The organism is Corallococcus interemptor, assembly GCF_003668875.1.
In the GTDB taxonomy this organism is placed as follows: Bacteria; Myxococcota; Myxococcia; order Myxococcales; family Myxococcaceae; genus Corallococcus; species Corallococcus interemptor.
Map to the genome: position 1 here is coordinate 25,269 of NZ_RAWM01000022.1, position 17,938 is coordinate 43,206.

16 protein-coding genes are annotated in these 17,938 nt (G+C 71.4%); 8 read left to right on the forward strand and 8 right to left on the reverse strand.

Annotated features, from left to right (window positions below; genetic code table 11):
• The first annotated feature begins 34 nt into the window (after window positions 1–34).
• The gene (locus D7X96_RS11085) at window positions 35–1,501 is read left to right on the forward strand and encodes a hypothetical protein (protein WP_147468278.1); all 1,467 of its coding nucleotides are present in this window, start codon (window positions 35–37) and stop codon (window positions 1,499–1,501) included.
• Between the two features lie 28 nt (window positions 1,502–1,529).
• On the opposite strand, the gene D7X96_RS11090 is transcribed toward D7X96_RS11085, so the two are convergent.
• The 3 genes from D7X96_RS11090 to hemG form a co-directional block, all read right to left on the reverse strand.
• Window positions 1,530–2,297, reverse strand: a complete 768-nt coding sequence (locus D7X96_RS11090) for a LytR/AlgR family response regulator transcription factor (RefSeq protein ID WP_121725027.1) — start codon at window positions 2,295–2,297, stop codon at window positions 1,530–1,532.
• Window positions 2,294–3,352, reverse strand: coding sequence for a sensor histidine kinase (locus tag D7X96_RS11095; protein WP_121769678.1), 1,059 nt, complete (start codon window positions 3,350–3,352; stop codon window positions 2,294–2,296). The genes D7X96_RS11090 and D7X96_RS11095 overlap by 4 nt, the downstream gene beginning before the upstream one ends.
• Before the next feature lie 255 nt (window positions 3,353–3,607).
• Window positions 3,608–5,008: a protoporphyrinogen oxidase gene (hemG, locus tag D7X96_RS11100; protein ID WP_120551041.1), complete on the reverse strand. Its 1,401-nt coding sequence runs from the start codon at window positions 5,006–5,008 to the stop codon at window positions 3,608–3,610.
• Window positions 5,009–5,111: 103 nt separating this feature from the next.
• Here hemG and D7X96_RS11105 point away from each other — a divergent pair, with 103 nt between their 5' ends.
• Together D7X96_RS11105 and D7X96_RS11110 are read left to right on the forward strand one after the other, a co-directional pair.
• Window positions 5,112–5,801, forward strand: coding sequence for an SDR family oxidoreductase (locus tag D7X96_RS11105; RefSeq protein ID WP_120551042.1), 690 nt, complete (start codon window positions 5,112–5,114; stop codon window positions 5,799–5,801).
• Window positions 5,802–5,949: 148 nt separating this feature from the next.
• Window positions 5,950–8,367, forward strand: coding sequence for a CapA family protein (locus D7X96_RS11110; protein ID WP_121769679.1), 2,418 nt, complete (start codon window positions 5,950–5,952; stop codon window positions 8,365–8,367).
• A 3-nt stretch (window positions 8,368–8,370) separates the two neighbouring features.
• Here D7X96_RS11110 and pdxH read toward each other — a convergent pair whose 3' ends face one another.
• Window positions 8,371–8,970, reverse strand: a complete 600-nt coding sequence (pdxH, locus tag D7X96_RS11115; protein ID WP_120551044.1) for a pyridoxamine 5'-phosphate oxidase — start codon at window positions 8,968–8,970, stop codon at window positions 8,371–8,373.
• A 71-nt stretch (window positions 8,971–9,041) separates the two neighbouring features.
• On the opposite strand from pdxH, the gene glgA reads away from it, so the two are divergent.
• From glgA to D7X96_RS11130, 3 genes are read left to right on the forward strand one after another with little or no spacing between them, the layout of a single operon-like run.
• On the forward strand, window positions 9,042–10,475 hold the full coding sequence (glgA, locus tag D7X96_RS11120) for a glycogen synthase GlgA (protein WP_121769696.1): 1,434 nt from the start codon (window positions 9,042–9,044) through the stop codon (window positions 10,473–10,475).
• Window positions 10,476–10,510: 35 nt separating this feature from the next.
• On the forward strand, window positions 10,511–11,428 hold the full coding sequence (locus D7X96_RS11125; protein ID WP_121769680.1) for a serine/threonine protein kinase: 918 nt from the start codon (window positions 10,511–10,513) through the stop codon (window positions 11,426–11,428).
• Complete coding sequence (locus D7X96_RS11130) at window positions 11,428–11,916, forward strand: LEA/WHy family protein (RefSeq protein WP_120551046.1); 489 nt, start codon at window positions 11,428–11,430, stop codon at window positions 11,914–11,916. The genes D7X96_RS11125 and D7X96_RS11130 overlap by 1 nt, the downstream gene beginning before the upstream one ends.
• A gap of 33 nt (window positions 11,917–11,949) precedes the next feature.
• Here D7X96_RS11130 and D7X96_RS11135 read toward each other — a convergent pair whose 3' ends face one another.
• A complete protein-coding gene (locus tag D7X96_RS11135; RefSeq protein ID WP_120551047.1) occupies window positions 11,950–13,350 on the reverse strand; it encodes a hemolysin family protein in 1,401 nt (466 codons plus the stop codon).
• 55 nt (window positions 13,351–13,405) lie between these two features.
• Between D7X96_RS11135 and D7X96_RS11140 the strand changes: the two genes are divergently transcribed.
• Entirely contained in the window at window positions 13,406–14,206 is an 801-nt protein-coding gene (locus D7X96_RS11140) for a hypothetical protein (protein WP_121769681.1), read from the forward strand.
• 53 nt (window positions 14,207–14,259) lie between these two features.
• Window positions 14,260–15,261, forward strand: a complete 1,002-nt coding sequence (locus D7X96_RS11145) for a hypothetical protein (protein WP_121769682.1) — start codon at window positions 14,260–14,262, stop codon at window positions 15,259–15,261.
• Between the two features lie 181 nt (window positions 15,262–15,442).
• On the opposite strand, the gene D7X96_RS11150 is transcribed toward D7X96_RS11145, so the two are convergent.
• From D7X96_RS11150 to D7X96_RS11160, 3 genes are read right to left on the reverse strand one after another with little or no spacing between them, the layout of a single operon-like run.
• Entirely contained in the window at window positions 15,443–16,366 is a 924-nt protein-coding gene (locus tag D7X96_RS11150) for a hypothetical protein (RefSeq protein WP_121769683.1), read from the reverse strand.
• A gap of 10 nt (window positions 16,367–16,376) precedes the next feature.
• Entirely contained in the window at window positions 16,377–17,063 is a 687-nt protein-coding gene (aat, locus tag D7X96_RS11155; RefSeq protein WP_121724236.1) for a leucyl/phenylalanyl-tRNA--protein transferase, read from the reverse strand.
• Between the two features lie 14 nt (window positions 17,064–17,077).
• The gene (locus D7X96_RS11160; RefSeq protein WP_199747098.1) at window positions 17,078–17,920 is read right to left on the reverse strand and encodes an LEA/WHy family protein; all 843 of its coding nucleotides are present in this window, start codon (window positions 17,918–17,920) and stop codon (window positions 17,078–17,080) included.
• Window positions 17,921–17,938: the final 18 nt, after the last annotated feature.

Consider the following 17,938-nt stretch of genomic DNA (forward strand, 5'->3'; position numbering starts at 1 on the left):
GGCCTTGGGCCTCGTGCTGAAGGGTGCCGTTCCCGTGATTGCCTCCCTCTTCGCTTCGTTCCGCTCCGGCGCCCGCCGGAGGTCCTTCCTCGTGCCCGCGCTCCTGTGCGCGGGTGTACTGACCGCGTGCTCGACCACCCGGGGCAAGGCCAATGACCTGGCGGAGAAGGGCCGCTTCGTCGAGGCGGCCGAGGTCTACCTGAAGCTCGTCCAGGACGAGCCCAACAACCCGGAGTACCGCGCGTCGCTGGAGGACCTGCGCTGGCGCGGCCTGTCGCAGCTGCTCACCCAGGCCCGCCAGGCACGCGTGGAGGGGCGGGACGAGGACGCCGAGGGCAACCTGGAGCAGTTCCTCTCCTACCGGGTGAAGTGGAACTCCAAGCTGGATGGCGGCATGGAGAGCTCGCTGCTGGAGGAGATGGCGGGCACGCACCAGCACCTGCGCCAGCTCATCGTCGAACAGGCGAAGCGGGGCCACGCGCTGACGGCGGAGTCGCACCTGGACCGCAAGCGCACGCTGCTGGCCCATTCCGAGATGGCGCCCATCCGCCGCGACATGGAGGAGGCCGTGGCGCAGAGCGGCGCGGCGACGTGCGCGAAGCTGAAGCAGTCGCTGTCCGGCGGCGCGCAGCACTGGACGGAGCTGGTGTCTCGCTACTGCGTGCACTACCAGCAGTCCGCGCCCCGCGCCGGGCTGTTCCCGGAGGCGCTGGGCGTGCCCACGTGGCAGGTGTCCGTGGATGGCATCAGCAATGACGTCGTGCAGTACCTGACGACGCGGCTGGCGGGCGCGTTCGAGGCCTCGCCCTGGTACTCGGAGGAGTCCCAGCGCCACGCGCCGCTGACCATCGCCGGGAGCATGAGCGAGCGGCGCATCAGCGAGCCGGTGAAGCTGACGGCGCCGTGGACGGAGCGCGTGCCGTACACGGACCACGAGGACCGCACCGCGACGGCGGAGGTGCCGTACACGGTGGAGGAGTCCTACGAGGAGAAGGGCGTGATGAAGAAGCGCCTCGTCCACCAGAAGAAGACGGTCGAGTACAAGACGACGGTGGAGGTGACGAAGTACCGCGACGTGTCGCGCTCCTTCGACTACCACGCGCAGCGCCGGGGCGTGGAGTACCACTTCGCGGTGGTGGCCCAGGGCGTCCTCCAGGAGCGCCACGCGCCGCTGGCGGTGAAGGCGGAGAACTCCATCGAGGCCTCCGGCTACGAGCACAACATCACCTTCGAGCCTGGCGGCGTGCGGCCCCAGAAGTTCGAGCGGCCCGACAGGGAGAACTGGCTGGACGCGCAGCTGCGCGGCTACGAGCATGACTTCTTCGCGTCGCTCCTGACGCGCTGGCAGGAGGCGTACTGCGGCGCGCCCTCCTTCGGCGTGGAGGACGCGGCTCGCTGCGCGCGCGGTGGCGCGGAGCTGCCCGGCCCCGCGAAGCAGGCCCTGCTGGACACGCTGGGCGACGACGCGGCGCAGGTGCACCGCCTGTTCGTCTGGAACTGAAGGCCCGCTTCAAGCGCGGGGGGCGTCCTCAGCCCTCGTCCTCCGCGCCCTTGCGCAGGCCCAGCATGCGGCGCAGCTCGCGCGCGGACTGGCGGCTCACCTCCACCGCGTGGCCCCGCGCCGTGCGCGCCAGGTAGCCGCCCGTCTCCAGCGGCTCCAGCCGCGTCACGTGGGACAGGTTGAGCAGCGCGCGGCGGTGCACCCGGTGGAAGTGCTCCGGGGGCAGCTTGTCCGCCAGCTCGTTGAGCGTGAAGTCGGTGAGGAAGTCGCCCTGCGCGGTGAACACCGTCACCAGCTCGTCCTCCAGCGACGCGTGCGAGATGGCGTCCGGCGACACCAGCACCAGCCCCTGCCGCGTCGGGATGGGCAGCCGCGCCAGTGGCTGCTTCTCCGCCGCCGGCGCCGCCGCGGTGGGCGCCTTCACCCGCGCCGGCAGCCGCGCCCGCGCGCGCTCCAGCGCCTTCTGCAGCCGCGCCGCCTCCACGGGCTTCAGCACGTAGTCCACCGCGCCGTGCTCGAAGGCGTTCACCGCGTGCTCCGCGTGGGCGGTGCAGAAGATGACGTGCGGCCCGCCCTCCGGCAGCAGCCCCATGGCGTCCAGGCCGCTCAGGCCCGGCATGTGGATGTCCAGCAGCACCACGTCCACGCCGCCCGCGCGCACCGCCGCGAGCACCGAGTCCCCATCCACCGCTTCACCGCACACGCTCACGTCCGGCAGCGCGGCCAGCAGGCGTGACAGGCGCTTGCGGGCCAGCAGTTCATCGTCGGCGATGAGGACGCGCAGGGGCTCTCTCACGTGAGGACTCCGGGTTGGGGGCCCTGGCGGGGCAGGGTGACGGTGACACGGGTGCGCCCGCCGGCGCTCTCCAGGGACAGCAGGGCGTGGCCGCCGTAGGCCAGCGCCAGCCGCCGCTCCACGGTGGGCAGGCCCACGCTGCCCTCGCGCGGCCCCCTGGACGCGCCCGGGTTGTCGATGGACACCACCACCGCCTCCCCGCGCGCCGCCACCTCCAGGCTCAGCGGTCCCCGGTGGCCGGCCGCCGGGCCGTGCTTCACCGCGTTCTCCGCCAGGGGCAGGAGCACCAGCGGCGGCACGGGCACGTCCCCCAGCCCGTCCGCCACGTCCACGCGCAGCTGGAACAGGTCCGGGTCTCGCAGGAGGTGCAGGTCGAAGAGCGTGCGCATCAGCTCCAGCTCCTGCGACAGCGGCCAGCTGACGCTGCGCACGCCCGCGAGCACCGAGCGCAGCATCGTGGACAACCGCAGCACGGCGGCCTCGGCGACGACGCCGTCCTCGCGGCACCACTCCGCGATGGCGTTGAGCGTGTTGAAGAGGAAGTGCGGATCCAGGTGGCTGCGCAGCGCCAGGAGCTGCGCCTGCTCGGCCTCCCAGGCGAAGCGGGTGGCGCGGGCGCGCTCGCGGGCCAGCGTCTCCTCAAAGCCGATGTCCCGCCCCAGCCCCCAGCCCGCCACGAGGAACAGGCCGCCGCAGATGGCCAGGTTGTACGGCTCCGACAGGAACGTGGGCTGCATCAGCATGACGCGCGGCAGGGCGTAGCCCACGGACAGCACCACGCCGCTGCCCACCGCCGCGTAGAGCAGCAGGCGGATGCCGCCATGGCTCAGGTCCAGCCCCTCCGGGAACAGCACCCGGTACGACACGGGCGCCACCGCGACGCACAAGAGGCACAACAGGAGGCCAATCCAGAACGCGCGCGGATCCAGGCTCCAGCGCACCTGCGCCGCGAGCAGCGGAATGGACACCAGGACGATGGGGACCAGCCGCCACGGCGCGACGAGCGCGCGCAGCGTGGCGCGAACGATGGAGCCTTCCGACGGCGTCTCCGGCATGCGGAAGCGGGACGCTACACCGTCCCGCGTCCTAGCGCTGGGGGACGGGCGCGGGGACGAGGTCCAGGACGAGTGTCCCGGCGAGCACCGCTGGGAAGAAGAGGACGGCGAGCACGAACAGGAGCGGCGAGCGCAGTGAGAACATGGGGGCTTTCTCCAGTGTCCGTGAAACATGACCACGCACTCTGCCCGTGACCCAGGGCCCCTTCGGGGAGGGTTGCCCCCGGCCGTCGGAGTCACTGGGTGAGCGGTCGCTCAGGCGCTCCGGGTGGCAGGTGCCGCCGGCCCTCCCAGCGCCTGGGCCAGCCGCGACGCCTCCCGGATGCAGTCGTTGACGCCCACGCCCCGGTACGCGTTGCCGGTGAGGTGCAGGCCGGGCCAGCGCTTCAGCCGCTCCTCCATCGCCGCCACGCGCTCCAGATGGCCCACGGTGTACTGCGGAATCCCGCGCGGCCAGCGATACACCTGCGTCAGCTCCGGCGCCGCGGTGAGCCCCGTCATCGTCTTCAGCTCCTCGCGAGCGAGCGCCGCCAGCGCGTCCTCGTCCCGGTCGACGACCTCCGGCCTGCGCGCGCCGCCCATCAGGCACGTGAGCAGCACGCGCCCGCCCTCCACGCGGAAGGGGAACGTGGTGGACACGTGGATGGTGCCCAGCATCGCCGTGCGCTCCACCGCCGGCACCAGGAACCCGAACCCGTCCGGCTTCGGCACGCTCCCCGGCGCGAAGCCCAGGTGCACGACGGCAATGGGCGCGTACGGGATGCGGTCCGCCACGTCCGCCAGCTGCGCGTCCAGCGGGCGCACGAGCGCCGCCGCCACGTGCGCGGGCACCGCCAGCACCACGTGCGACGCGCTCAGCTCCTGGGGCTGGCCTCCATGCGTGAACCGCACCTTCCAGCCGTCCGCCGCGCGCTCCAGCCCCTCCACCTTCGCGTCCGTGCGCACCGCGTCGCCCAGTGCCTTCGCCAGCGCGTCCACCAGCACGCCCAGGCCGCCGTCGAACGTGCTCATCTGTCCGCTGAGCCGGGGGCCGGGCTCCACCGCGCCCGGGGCCTTCGCCTGACGCGCCGCGCGCTGCGCCCGGATGGCGCCCAGGATGAGGCTGCGGTGCTCGCGCTCGAACTTCACCAGCTGCGGGAACGTGGCCTCCGCGCTCAGCTGCTCCGGGTCACCCGCGTAGGTGCCCGTCTGCATCGCGTCGAGTAGCACCGCCGTCGCCTCACGTCCCAGGTGGCGCCGCCCCAGCTGGGCCAGGGACTCGTCCGAACCCGTGGGGTTGCGTCCGCTGAACAGCTCGCCCACCACCCGCAGGCGGGACGCGAGGGGCAGGATGTCGGATTTCAGAAACGCCGGAGGCGATGTGGGCAGGGCCCGCAGTGCACCGCGCGTGAAGACGTAACGTTTTTTTGCCGCCGCGTCCGCCGGACGAATCCGGGCTGACACTCCCAGCGCATCCGCCAGTTCACGGGTTGTCGCCTCCCGGTCCAGGAAACTGTTGGGCCCGGTCTCCAACAGGTACCCCTGACGCGCATGGGTCTGCACGTTTCCACCCACGCGTGACGTTGACTCCAGCACCACGGCAGCCGTACCGCGAGCCCGCAATTGGTAGGCCAGGGCCAGGCCGGTGATTCCTCCCCCAATGACCGCGACCGTCATGACGTCCTACTCCCGAGCTTGTCCTGAGCTGAGCAACCCCGGGCGCCTTAGTGCGAAGGCAAGAGCTTTGCCAAGGGACGCCGACCGGCGCGTTAATAAAGGCATGCGCTATGTCATCACGGGAGCAAGCCGTGGCATCGGTTTCGAATTCGTCCAGCAGCTGCTGCGGCGCGGAGAAACGGTGGATGCGGGGGTGCGTGCTCCAGAGCTGGCGCGCCGGCTGGAGCCGCTGCTGTTGGAGGCGGGCAGCCGCCTGAGGATCCACCCACTGGACGTCACCCGCCCGGAGAGCGTCCAGGCCTTCGCGGAGCGCATCTGCCGCGAGCCGGTGGACGTGCTCATCAACAACGCGGGCGTGGCCGGCCAGTGGTCGGGGCTGCATGAGCTGGACTACGAGGACCTGGCGCGCACGATTGAAGTGAACGCGCTCGGGCCGCTGCGCATCACCTCCGCGCTGTTGCCCGCGCTGCGCCACGGCACGGGGCGCAAGGTGGCGCACGTCACGTCGCGCATGGGGTCGCTCTCCAGCAACACGGAGGGCGGCGCGTACGCCTACCGCATGTCCAAGGCCGCGCTGAACATGGGCGTGCGCTCCATGTCCAACGACCTGCGCCGCGAGGGCCTGGCGTGCGTGCTGCTGCATCCGGGTTGGGTGCAGACGGACATGGGCGGCCAGGACGCGCCGCTGCCGCCGGAGGAGTCCGTGCGCGGGATGCTGCGGGTCATCGACAGCATCTCGCTGGAGCACTCCGGCCGGTTCTTCGACTACGAGGGCGCGGAAGTGCCCTGGTAGTGGCCGGCGGGGACAGGGCCGCTGTTCTTCGCTGAACACGGCCCGGCCCCCAGGGGCAGGCAGGCAGCCCCGGGGGGCGAGCCCGTCGCTGGCGCCTGCCTGCCGTCGTCCCCATCTCCTCGCGAGGCAGTCCGCGGGGGAGGGTGGGATGGCGTGGCGGCGGTGGTCCGTGGCGTGGGTGGCGGCGTGTCTCGTGGCGTGCGGTCCGAGCGCGTCCCCGCCGAAGCAGGGGCAGGACGCGGTGACGCCGGGCGACGAGCCCACGACGCCGGTGACGCCTCCGGACGACCCGGCCGACGAGGAGCAGCCCCCACCCAAGCCTCCACCGGGCGAGGAGCCACCTCCCGACGAGACGGCGGAGGAGCCGCCCCCGCCGGACGAGGAATCCCCGGTGCTGACGGAGTGCGCGCCGGAGCCCCCGACGGACGCCTCGCTGCCTGAAGCCGAGCGCACCGCGCGCCATGACTACGCCTGCACCGGCATCGCGCTGGAGGGCTCGCTGGTCTCCACGGCGGGCACGCCGGTGGCGGACGCGGTGGTGAAGGCCGGTGACGCGCAGGCGCGCACGGACGCGGCCGGACACTTCAGGTTCCCCGTGCTGCCGCGACACAACCGGATGCTCACCGTGGAGGCGGAGGCCTTCCGCCCGGCGGTGGTGGCGGTGGAGCTGCGCCGGAGCCTGACCGAGACGCGCGTGACGCTGCCGCCGGTGCGCCTGTCTCCGAAGGACGGCGTGCGGATGCTCTTCGCGGGCGACGTGTCCCTGGGCCGGCGCTTCCTGGATCCGGACGACACCACGCCGCGCAACCAGATGCCCAAGGATGACCCGGCGGCGCTCATCCGCGTGTCGGATCCGCTGCCGGGCACGAAGGCCGTCTTCACCCACGTGCGGCCCTACTTCCAGGCGGCGGACTTCCGCGCCGTGAACCTGGAGACGCCGGTGACGGACCACCCGGTATCGCCCCACGACGAGAAGGCCTACGCCTTCTTCACGCTGCCGGGCTCACTGCCCGCGCTGCCGTGGCTGGGCGTGGACTACGTGAGCCTGGGCAACAACCACGTCTACGACTACCTGGCGCCGGGGCTGGCGGACACGCTCACGCACGTGGCCGCGACGGGCATGGCCTACAGCGGCGCGGGGCAGAACGAGGACCAGGCCTTCGTGCCGGCGCGCGTGTCGCTTCCGGGCGGGGGCTACAGCCTGGTCTCCATGTGCTCCATCACCGGCAGCGCGCATGAGCAGCAGTACGTCGCGGGCCCGAATCAAGGCGGCGCGGCGGACGCGCGCAACCTGACGCGGGCCTCCGCGCTGCTGGCCTCGGAGAAGGCGCAGGGGCGCGTGCCGGTGGCGGTGCTGCACACCGGCGTCGAGTACAGCGTCCGGCCCTCCACGCCCACGGCGCAGCGCATGCGCGACCTGGTGGACGCGGGCGCGGGGCTGGTCATCGCGCACCACCCGCACATCCCGCAGGGCTTCGCGCGCCACGAAGGCGTGTTGATGGCGCAGTCGCTGGGCAACTTCGCCTTCGACCAGGACCGCATGGAGACGATGGTGGGCCTGATGGCGGAGGTGGAGGCCACGGGCGCGCGCGTGGACCGGGCCCGCGCGGTGCCCGTCTACATCGAGGACTACCGCCCCCGGCCCGTCGCGGGCGACCTGGCGGACAGCTTCCTGCGCAACCTGGCGGAGCTGTCCCGCGAGGGCGGGGTGGAGCTGGTGCCCCAGCCCTCCTGGGGCGAGCTGCTTGCGGAGGACACGCACGCGAAGGTGAGCGAGCGCACCGTGGACGTGCCGGTGACGGTGGAGGCCAACGGCCGCGCCACGGTGGACCTGCGGCCCCTGCGCCATCAGGGCGAGTCCGTGGCGGTGGCGACGCTCACGGGCGCGGACGCGGGCAGCGTGAAGCTCAAGGCCGGCCGCGACGTGCTCTTGCACGGCGACTTCGAGGACCACGACGTGGACGACGACGCCAATGAGTTGGCGCGCTGGAGCGTGGGGCCCAACGCCGGCTACGTGTGCCAGGACGGGCCGCACCGGGGCGCGGCGGCGCTCTGCCAGCGGCGCGCGGCCGGCGATTCCAGGAGCGCGGCGGTGAAGCTGGTCAACCGCTTCCGTCCGCCGGGCTTCGCGGAGGGGCCGCCCAACCGCGACCTCACGGCGGTGGCGTGGCTGAAGGGGCAGGGCGGCGGAGCGTTCTTTGCGAAGGTGCAGTACCTGCCCGTGGAGTCCTACACGCTCTTCGGCGAGCAGACGCTGCTGCGCCACGAGGGCGGCACCTACGACTGGACGCTGGTGGCGGAGGACCTGCATTTCCCCGCCGACCCGCCGAAGCCGGACCTGTGGAACGCGCCCTGGGCCCTGGACCTCACGCTCAACACCGCGCCCCCGAAGTCCGGCCAGGGCGTGACGGCGGTGGACGACCTGGCGCTGGTGGCCTGGGAGAAGCAGGCCACGGGCGGCACGCTGACGCTGGCCACGCCGCACGCGCGGGACTTCGTGCGGGTGGAGGCCCCGGCGGGCACGTACACGCTGCGCGTCACCTTCCGCGAGCACCGCGTGCCCTGAAGCTCAGGGATACAGCAGCTGCGTCTTCCAGCCCGCGCCGTCGCGCAGGTACACGTTGCGCTCGTGCAGCCGGCTGGGGCGGGCGTGCCAGAACTCGATGCGGTCCGGCACCACGCGGAAGCCGCTCCAGTGCGGCGGACGCTCCACCGCCCGGCCCTGGAAGCGCGCCTCCACCTCCGCCACGCGCTGCTCCAGCAGCTCGCGCGAGGGCAGCTCCTCACTCTGGAGGCTGGCCCACGCGCCAATCTGGCTGCCGCGCGCGCGGCTCTGGAAGTACGCGTCGGCTTCCGCGTCGCTCACCTGCTCCACGCGGCCCTCGATGCGCACCTGCTGCTCCAGGGGCTGCCAGTGGAAGCACAGCGCCGCGTACGGGTGCGCCCGCAGCTGCTGGCCTTTCCTGCTGTGGAAGTTGGTGAAGAAGACGAAGCCGCGCGCATCGAAGTCCTTGAGCAGGACCACGCGCGAGCTGGGGCGCCCCTGGTCGTCCACGGACGCCACGACCATGGCGTTGGGGTCCACGGGGATGGCGGCCTTCGCCTGGGCGAAGAGGTCCGCGAAGCGCTGGATGGGGTCGGGTGGGATCGTCGTCACGCGGCGCACCATAGGAAACCGCGCCCCGCCGCGCACGTTCGCGGTTGACTCCCTGTCGGGACTCGCACGCAATGGCGGGACTCATGAAGATCCTCTTCATCGCCTCGGAGGTCACCCCCTTCTCGAAGACGGGGGGACTGGGCGACGTGGCCGGGGCCCTGCCCACGGCGCTCGCCGGGCTGGGGCACGACGTGAAGATCGTCACGCCCCGCTACCAGGACGTGCGCAACACCGGACACTTGCTGCCCACCGGGCAGTCCCTGGTGCTGCGCTTCCCCTTCGGTGAGACGGGCGGCCCCATCCTGTCCGCGCGCCTCTCTGAACGCCTGGAGGTCCTCTTCCTGGAGAACGAGGCCTTCTACGGCGGCCGCAAGGGGCTCTATGGCGACGCGGGCGGCGAGTTCCCGGACAACCCCCGCCGCTTCGCCTACCTGTGCGTGGGCGCGCTCCAGGCCGCGCAGCGCCTGCGCTTCTTCCCGGACATCATCCACCTGCACGACTGGCAGACGGGACTCGTCCCGGTGGCGCTGCGCCGGGGCTTCCAGGGCACGCCGCTGGCCCGCGCGAAGTGCGTCTTCACCATCCACAACCTGGCCTACCAGGGGCAGTTCCCCAAGCGGACCATGGAGGACCTGGGGCTGCCGTGGGACCTCTTCACCCCGGAGGGCGTGGAGTTCTACGACCACGTCAACTTCCTCAAGGCGGGGCTCGTCTACTCCGAGGCGCTCACCACCGTGTCGCCCACCTACGCGCGTGAAATCCAGACGCCGGAGCAGGGCTACGGGCTGGATGGCCTCTTGCGCCGCCGCTCGCACGCGCTCACCGGCATCATCAACGGCATCGACGCGCACGAGTGGAACCCCCAGACGGACGCCTTCCTGCCGGCGCGCTACGGCCCGGACGACATGACGGGCAAGGCCATGTGCAAGCGCGCCCTCCTGGAGCGCTTCGGCCTGTCCACCGGGGGCAACGCGCCGGTGTTCGGCATCGTCAGCCGGCTGGCGTGGCAGAAGGGCGTGGACCTGCTCCTGGAGACGCTGCCCGCGGCGCTCCAGGCGGACCTGAAGTTCGTGGCGGTAGGCAACGGCGACCCGACCCTGGAGGAGGGGCTGAAGGCCCTGCGGGAGCGCTACCCGAAGCAGGTGGGCGTGCACGTCGGGTTCGACCCGGAGTTGTCACACCTGGTGGAGGCCGGGTCGGACTTCTTCCTCATGCCCAGCCGCTACGAGCCGTGCGGCCTGAACCAGATGTATTCGCTGAGATACGGCACGGTGCCCATCGTGCGGGCCACGGGCGGGCTGGTGGACACGGTGGAGGGGGGGCTGGACGGCAACGGCATCCTCTTCGAGTCCTTCCACCGCGCGGCGCTGCTGGCCGCCATCCGCCGGGCGCTCTCCCTGTACGCGGACCCCACACGGCTGGGGGACTTCCAGGTGCGGGGCATGGGCAAGGACTTCTCCTGGACCGCGTCCGCCCGGAAGTACGACGCCCTCTTCCACACCCTGGTGGAGGAATAGTGGGGCGGCTTCTGGATCCGCGCTAAACTTGCCCCGTGGCGGAAGCTCCGGACCTGGGTGGCTACGAAGTGGTCGGCCGGCTGGCGGTCGGCGGCATGGCCGAGGTGTATCAGGCGCGTCCCCGTGAGACGACGCAGCGCTCCCCGGGCGAGCCCGACGAAGTGGTCATCAAGCGGCTGCACCCGTCCTTCCGCAACGACCCCGCGTATGTGAAGGCCTTCGTCGACGAGGCGAAGCTGACGGTGCGCCTGCGCAACGCGCACATCGTGCGGACGTTCCGGCTGTTCCGCGCCGGGCCGGACTACCTCATGGTGCAGGAGCTCGTGAGTGGCCGGACGCTGGGCTACATGCAGGAGCTGCTCATCAAGGCCGGCGCCGCCATGCCGCCGGAGTCCGCCTGCTACATCGCGTGGTGCATCCTCAAGGCGCTGGACTACATCCACCGCGCCAAGGTGGGGGAGAACGGCGCCACCATCGTCCACCGCGACGTGAACCCCGCCAACGTGCTGCTCGGCGTCCAGGGCGACGTGAAGCTTACCGACTTCGGCGTGGCGGAGGTGGAGGGGATGATCCGCGGCGACTCCGGCGCGCTGCGCGGCACGCTGCCGTACATGAGCCCGGAGCAGGTGCTGGGGCAGGCGGTGGACGCGCGCACGGACCTGTACGCGGTGGGCGTCATCCTCTGGGAGCTGTGGGGCGGACGGCGCCTCTTCACCGGCGACAACGAAGCGCAGCTCATGCACCAGGTGCGCGACGCGCGCGTGCCGCTGCTCTCCTCGCTGGCGCCGGACCTGCCGGACTACGCGGCGCGGGTGGCGCGCAAGGCGCTGTTCGCGGACCGGGCCCGCCGCTTCCAGACCGCGGCGGAGTTCATCAAGGCGCTGGAGGTGCTGGCGCGCCGCGCGGGCTGGCCCCTGACGGTGGAGGCGCTGCAGCCTCTCTTGGGCGGCTGATGCGCTCGCGCCGGGCGGTGGTGCTCGGGCTGGCCTGGGCCTGTTGCCTGTCCGGCTGCCTGGGCGTGGTGCCCTTCCGCCCGGGCGCCTACGACGAGGCGGTGCGGGTGGAGGCGCTGGACATGGCCTTCACGCGCGATGGCAGCGGGGCGCTCACGCTGAAGCTCCAGGTCCAGAACCCGTCCCCGGACGCCGCCACGCTCACCCGCGTGGACTTCGACCTGCGCGTGGACGGGCGGCGCGTGGCCACCGGAGAACAGGTGGTGGGCGTGCCCCTGGACGGCAGGGCCCAGGTCCCCCTGGAGGTCTATTTCCCACTGGCGGTGGCGCGCGGCGGCGGCCGGCTGGAAGGCGGCTCGCACGCGGTGCGGCTGGAGGGCGGCGTGGTGCTGCGCTTCGGAGGCTCCGAGCGGCGCGCGCCCTTCCGCGACGCGCGCACGCTGGAGATCGCCTGGATGCCGGGCGGCGAGTCCAGCCCGGCGCCCTGAGCTCCCTGGGCTCCCTGGGCTCGGAGACGTTCGTCAGCCCTTCACGTCCGGGGCCGACCCGGAGTCCGCGGCCTGCCGCGGCGGGCCCTGGCCGTCGTCCTTCGACGCGGGGACGCCGTCCCTGGGGCCCGCGCCGTCGCCGGTGCCCGGCGCGCTGCTCTTGAGGCGGGACATCCGCACGCGGTCGATGCGGGCGCCCTCCTTGGTGGCCACGACGAACTGCCAGCCGTTGTAGGTGAAGCGCTCGCCCACGTCCGGCAGGTGGCCCGCCAGCGACGACAGGTAGCCGCCCAGCGTGTCGAAGTCGCCCTCCGGCAGCGGGAAGCCGAAGAGCTTGGTGAACTGATCCACCTCCATGGCGGCGTCCACCAGCGAGGTGCCGTCGGCCATCTTCTCGACGAGCTTCTCCTCCACCTCGAACTCGTCGCCGATGTCGCCCACGATTTCGCGGAGGATGTCCTCCAGCGTGACGACGCCCATGAAGCCGCCGTACTCGTCGACGACCATGGCCATGTGGATCTTCCGCTTCTGCATGTCGCGCAAGAGGTCGCCCACGGGCTTCATCCACGGCACGAAGTGGGCGGGGCGGATGACGTCCTGCAGGACGATGAGCTCCGGGTGCTGGAGCAGCGGGATGAGGTCGCGCGCGTGCAGCACGCCGACGATGTGGTCCACGTCGTCCTTGTAGACCGGGATGCGCGAGTGGTTCTCCTCCGCCAGGATGCGCAGCACCTCGTCCGGCGGGGTGGTGATGTCCACGGAGATGACGTCCGTGCGGTTGACCATCACGTCGCGGCAGCGCTTGTCGGACAGCTCGAAGATGGAGCGGATGAGCTGCGGGGCGCTCTTGTCCACCTCGTTGCGCGCGGCCTGCGCGGCCAGCAGCTTCTCCAGCTCCTCCAGGGGCGGCGGCGGCGGCTCGAAGCGCAGGGTGCGGCCCATGGTGCGGGCGCCCAGGTTGAGCAGGCCCAGCATGATGCGCATGGGCGGGTAGAGCACCACCACCAGCAGGGACACCAGGCCCGACAGGCGCAGGGCCCAGCGCTCCGGGTTGCCGTTGGCCAGGCCGCGCAGCGTCACCTCCATGAGGCTGGCGAGCACGCCCACGAAGAGGGCGCCCGCGCACACCGTGGCGATGGGCACCCAGGCGGCCTCGGCGTACTGGCTGAAGTCCAGGAGGCGCGGCGGAACGAAGGCGCCAATGGCGGCGGCGAGGAAACCGGACAGCACCATGCCCAGGCGCAGGGCGGTGGCGGCGGGTTCGCGGTCCGTCTTGTGACGGAGCACCCGGCGGGCGGCGACACTCTTGCTCTCCTCCGCGAGCTCCTGGGCGCGCAGGTCGGACGTCCCGTACAGCGCGGACTCCGCGGCGGCGACCAGGGCCCTCATGAAGCAGAGGGCCAAGCAGGCGACCCAGAGGGTCCAGGTAGGCATAGGGGGAGGTTCTTATCCCGTGCTAGAGGGGCATACCACCCTGGCGGGAGGCACCATGCGGGGACGTCGGATGTACGTCATTGGCGGACTGCTGGGCGCGCTGGCGGCGCCCCCGGCGGCCCTGGCCTGGCCGGTGGACCAGGCCCTGACGTTGGAGCCCGGCAAGGAGACCTTCCAGAAGCTCGCGGCGGTGGACTGGGCGGAGTCGGACGCGCCCGGCGTGGTGACGGCGGAGGCGCTGTCCCAGAGCGGCGAGCTGCTGCTGACGCCCCACGCCACCGGCATCGCGCGGGTGCTCTTGTATGCCGAAGGGCGCTTTGCCGTATGGCGGGTGATGGTGGGGCCCATCGAATCGCAGGATTCCGGGGCACAGCTCGCGGCGGCGAAGAAGGCGTGCCCGGACCTGAAGGCCACGGAGGGCGCGGAGCGCAGCCTCTCGGTGACGGTGAACGACACCGCGTGCCGGCTGGCGCTGCGCACGTACTTCAAGACGCACGCGTACCTGGCGAAGGAGCTGGAGGTGACGTTCGCGGTGCCGCAGCTCCAGGCCCAGCTGGAGGACTTCACGGCCGGAATGCCGCCCGGGCTGACGGTGCGCTACAGCGGCGCGGGGCTGGTGCTGTCCGGGAAGACGGACCCCGAGGGGCACCGCAAGGCGCTGTGGGAGCTGTTCAACCGCTCCGTGGGCCGCGTGCCGCTGGAGGACCGCACGGAGGTGGAGGCGCCGCCGAAGCAGGTGGACCCCGCGGCGCAGGAGGCACTGGATGCGACGGTGTCGGACGTCGTGCCGGACGCCGGGGTTCCGGATGCCGGGGCGCCGGTGAAGCGCAAGGCGGGGGCGAAGAAGCCGCGCTGAGCGCGCCGGAGGGCGTCTGCTTGCGGTATGACCGTGGGTGGAGGTCCGACGGAATGACGAACGGAGTGAAGCGCGCGGGGCTCGCGCTGGTGCTGGCGCTGACGGTGGGGCCGGGGGCCGCGTGGGCGCAGGCGGATGATGACGGTTCGGCGGTGGTGGTGGACCTGCCGGAGATGGACCGGGGCTGCCCGGTGAAGCCGGAGTTCCTGCCGATGACGCCCATGGGGCAGGTGGGCATCGACCGGCTGGGCTGGCTGGTGCACCAGGCCATCATCCCGTCCTCGAAGGACAAGTTCTTCCAGGCGGGGGCGCGCAGCCGCTCCGGGGTGAAGCCGGTGCCCATGGACCAGGCGAAGAAGCTGGGCGCGCTGGACACGGCGAAGGCGCCCATCTGGGTGTTCGGCAAGGAGAAGTCGAAGGCGTGCAAGGGGACGCCCATCGCGTACTGGGCGGTGCGGATGGGGACGGACGAGGACCGCCAGACGTACCTGATGGCGGAGCTGGCCACGGAGTGTGAAGTGCTGCCGCCCGGGAGGCTCGCGGGCACGCCCATCGCGCTGAGGCAGAAGGACGAGCCCACGGGGTGCGTGCTGCGCCGGCCCAACCGGAACCTGACGGGCAAGGAGACGGACGGCATTCCCCCGGACTACGCGGAGCACATCCCGCCGCAGGACTGCGCGTCGCCGGGGTGCGCGCGGCTGTGGGAGTACTTCGGCGTGACGGGCGACGAGGGCGAAGGCGCGTTCGACCTGACGGTGTCCTATCTGCACAGGAACGGCAGCAACCCGTGCAACTGGGCGACGGACGACCTGTCCATGTTGTTCGTGCGGGGGCGGGAGAGCACGGCGCTGACGCCGCTCAAGCCAGGAGGCCAGCTCTTCGGAGGGCTCTGGGACTTCAGTGGTCCGCGCTTCATCCTGAGCCGGGAAATGGGCGTGCTCTACGCCTACGACTACCAGAAGCTGAAGGCCGCGCCGAAGGCCGTCCGCTACGGAAGTCCCACGGAAGAGGACCTCATCCACGCGAAGCGCACGCTGTCGCCGTGCAAGAAGTAGCCGCGCTCAGGCTGTGAAGCCAAGGCCCCTGGACGCTGCTGTCAGCCTCCAGGGGCTTTTCGCTCTACGGGGCGTACCGGTCGAACCGAAAAGTCTCACCGCTGGTGAGACACAGGTTGTTGGACCTCATCCTCGAGAAGTCAGGGGTCCAGGCTCGATACGAGCTTCAGCTGCAGTCCGGTTAGTGCGCGCTGGAGCCGTGGTACGTCTTGCGCAGCTTCAGGGTCGGCACGTCCACCGTGCCGTCCTTGTTGTCCGTGCAGTACCAGAATGAACCGTGCGGGGCCTGGACCGCGCCCTTCTGCGTGCGCGTCAGGCCGTTGTAGACCGAGCCCGCGATGAGGTAGCGGAACACCTGCGGCGCCGTCGCGCTCACCAGTTCGTTGTTCTGCTGCATCTCCTTCCACACCACGCAGTACTGCTTCAGCGCCGCCCAGGCGCCCTTGGCGTAGCGCGGGCTCCCCAGCATCCACACCTCCAGCTGGGGACACATCTCCGCTTCACCGTCGTCCGCCGCGCCGTAGTGCATCGCCTCGCAGACCTCGTCCGCGCGGCTGTCGTTGAGCGTCACGTCGCCCTGCGCCTGCCACCCCGCGAGCCGGGAGAACTGGAAGCGGCGGATGGACAGCGCGTCATCCCGCGTCAGCGACGGTGCCATGAAGGCCGTGGGCTCCGGCAGGGCGAACGTGCCGCCACCGTGCGGCCCCACGCCCGCGTCCAGCACGTAGCCTCCCCACGTGTACATGAGGAACAACGACCACGCGTCCTTCACGAAGGCCCGGTACGACGTGGGCGTCCCATTCGCCAGGCCCCAGTCCAGGATGTCCTTCATCGCCGCGACAGCCCAGTCGTCCGACTCCTGGTACCAGTAGTACCAGCGATACGACTTCGTCCCCGCCGTCTTCAGGAACGCCTGCATGCCTCGCACGGTGACGTTCTTGTGCGCGGCGAAGTCCCGCTCGTACGTGGCGACCTGCGCGTCCAGGCACCAGAAATAGATTTTGACGCTCTGGCCCGCACAGCGGGTCGCCAGGGCCTTGGCCCCGTTGATGTCTCGGTTGCGGTCCGCCGGAGGAGGGCCAATCCAGGTGTAGTGGACGTCCATCCGTTGAAGACTACTCCGTCCACCGCCCCCGCCTCGTGGGTTCCTTCAACGCCTCATCCAGCGCCGCCAGGAACCGCTTGCGCGGCCAGGACTCCGCGCCGAAGCGCTCCAGGTGCTCCGTCTCCACCTGGCAGTCGATGAGCTGGAACCCCCAGCCCTTGAAGCGCTCCACCGCCGTGGCGAACGCCACCTTCGACGCGTCCGGCGCCAGCGCGAACATGCTCTCCCCGAAGTACGCCGCGCCCAGCGACACGCCATACAACCCACCCACCAGCACCTCGCCGTCCCACGCCTCCACGGAATGCGCCAGCCCCAGCTCGTGCAGCCGGATGTATGCCTGTTTCATCGCATCCGTGATCCACGTCCCGTCCTGCCCGGGCCGGTGCACGCGCGAGCACGCGTCGATGACCTTCGCGAACACGGTGTCGTAGCGCACCGTGTACGTGCCCCGGTTCATCACCTTGCGCAGCGAACGCCCGACGTGAATCTTGTCCGGTTCCAGCACGAAGCGCGGGTCGGGCGAGTGCCACAGGATGGGCTGCCCCTCGCTGTACCAGGGGAAGATGCCCTGCGAGTACGCGGCCACCAGCCGCTCCGGCCGCAGGTCGCCGCCCACCGCGAGCAGGCCGCTCTTGTCCGCCTTGGAGGGCGGGGGGAACAGCTCCGGCTCGTCGTCACTCAGCAGGTAGATGGGCACGCGTGCGCCCCATTCTAGCGGCTCACGTTGAGCTTCACGTCACCCTTGAGGAAGTAGGGGACCTGCAACAGGGGGCCCTTCAGCTCGCCCTTCACGCTGTAGGGCAGCACGCCCTTGCCGATGAGCGCCTTGACGCCCGGGCCAAAGGACTGGGCCGTCACCGCGACCTCCACCGGGTACACGCCCGTGGCGGACGCATCCACCGAGTCCGCCTGCGCCGTGGTGCCCTCCTCCAGCGGCTTGTCCGCGATGGAGACCTGGTAGCTCAGCGAGTCCAGCCGCAGCGGGAACGGGTTGGGGTTTCGCACACCCAGCCGCAGGTTGATCTGCACCTCCTCCGGCGAATAGCGGGCGGCGTCCAGGCTCTCCACGATGACCTCCGGCAGCCGGGGTACGCGCACGGCGCGGCTGGCGGCGAAGGGGAGGACGTCCTCGCTCTCGCCGGAGCGCACCACCAGGGTGCCTCGCAGCGCGATGAGCACCGTGCCGCCCTGGGCGCTCAGGCGGGCCAGGTCCTCCGGGCTCTTCACGTAGGCGGACTTCTCCTCGATGGAGAAGTCCGCGGGCGTGCCGGGGGCGATGGGCACGCCCAGCTGCGCGGAGCCCTTCTTCACCACCTGCCCGTCGGCGACGAGCTCGTAGTCGGCGCGCTCCACGACGCCGGTGGCGGTGCCGGTGATTTGTCCGGTGTAGCGCACGGCGGCGTCGGTGAGCCCCTGGGAGACGACGGTGGTCTCCTGGGCCGTCAGGGCGGGGGGCCCGCCGGAGCGGACCGGGGCGGAGGCACACCCGGAGTTGAGGGCGAACAGCGCGGACACCAGGGCCATCAGGCAGGTCGAGCGATTCACAAAGGACATTCTGGAGAGGCCAGGGGC

Coding starts and splice junctions, on each gene's coding strand:
- D7X96_RS11095 (WP_121769678.1), bottom strand. CDS start 3,352: ATGCCGGAGACGCCGTCGGAAGGCTCCATCGTTCGCGCCACGCTGCGC.
- hemG (WP_120551041.1), bottom strand. CDS start 5,008: ATGACGGTCGCGGTCATTGGGGGAGGAATCACCGGCCTGGCCCTGGCC.
- D7X96_RS11105 (WP_120551042.1), top strand. CDS start 5,112: ATGCGCTATGTCATCACGGGAGCAAGCCGTGGCATCGGTTTCGAATTC.
- D7X96_RS11110 (WP_121769679.1), top strand. CDS start 5,950: ATGGCGTGGCGGCGGTGGTCCGTGGCGTGGGTGGCGGCGTGTCTCGTG.
- pdxH (WP_120551044.1), bottom strand. CDS start 8,970: ATGGTGCGCCGCGTGACGACGATCCCACCCGACCCCATCCAGCGCTTC.
- glgA (WP_121769696.1), top strand. CDS start 9,042: ATGAAGATCCTCTTCATCGCCTCGGAGGTCACCCCCTTCTCGAAGACG.
- D7X96_RS11130 (WP_120551046.1), top strand. CDS start 11,428: ATGCGCTCGCGCCGGGCGGTGGTGCTCGGGCTGGCCTGGGCCTGTTGC.
- D7X96_RS11135 (WP_120551047.1), bottom strand. CDS start 13,350: ATGCCTACCTGGACCCTCTGGGTCGCCTGCTTGGCCCTCTGCTTCATG.
- D7X96_RS11140 (WP_121769681.1), top strand. CDS start 13,406: ATGCGGGGACGTCGGATGTACGTCATTGGCGGACTGCTGGGCGCGCTG.
- D7X96_RS11145 (WP_121769682.1), top strand. CDS start 14,260: ATGACGAACGGAGTGAAGCGCGCGGGGCTCGCGCTGGTGCTGGCGCTG.
- D7X96_RS11150 (WP_121769683.1), bottom strand. CDS start 16,366: ATGGACGTCCACTACACCTGGATTGGCCCTCCTCCGGCGGACCGCAAC.
- D7X96_RS11160 (WP_199747098.1), bottom strand. CDS start 17,920: ATGTCCTTTGTGAATCGCTCGACCTGCCTGATGGCCCTGGTGTCCGCG.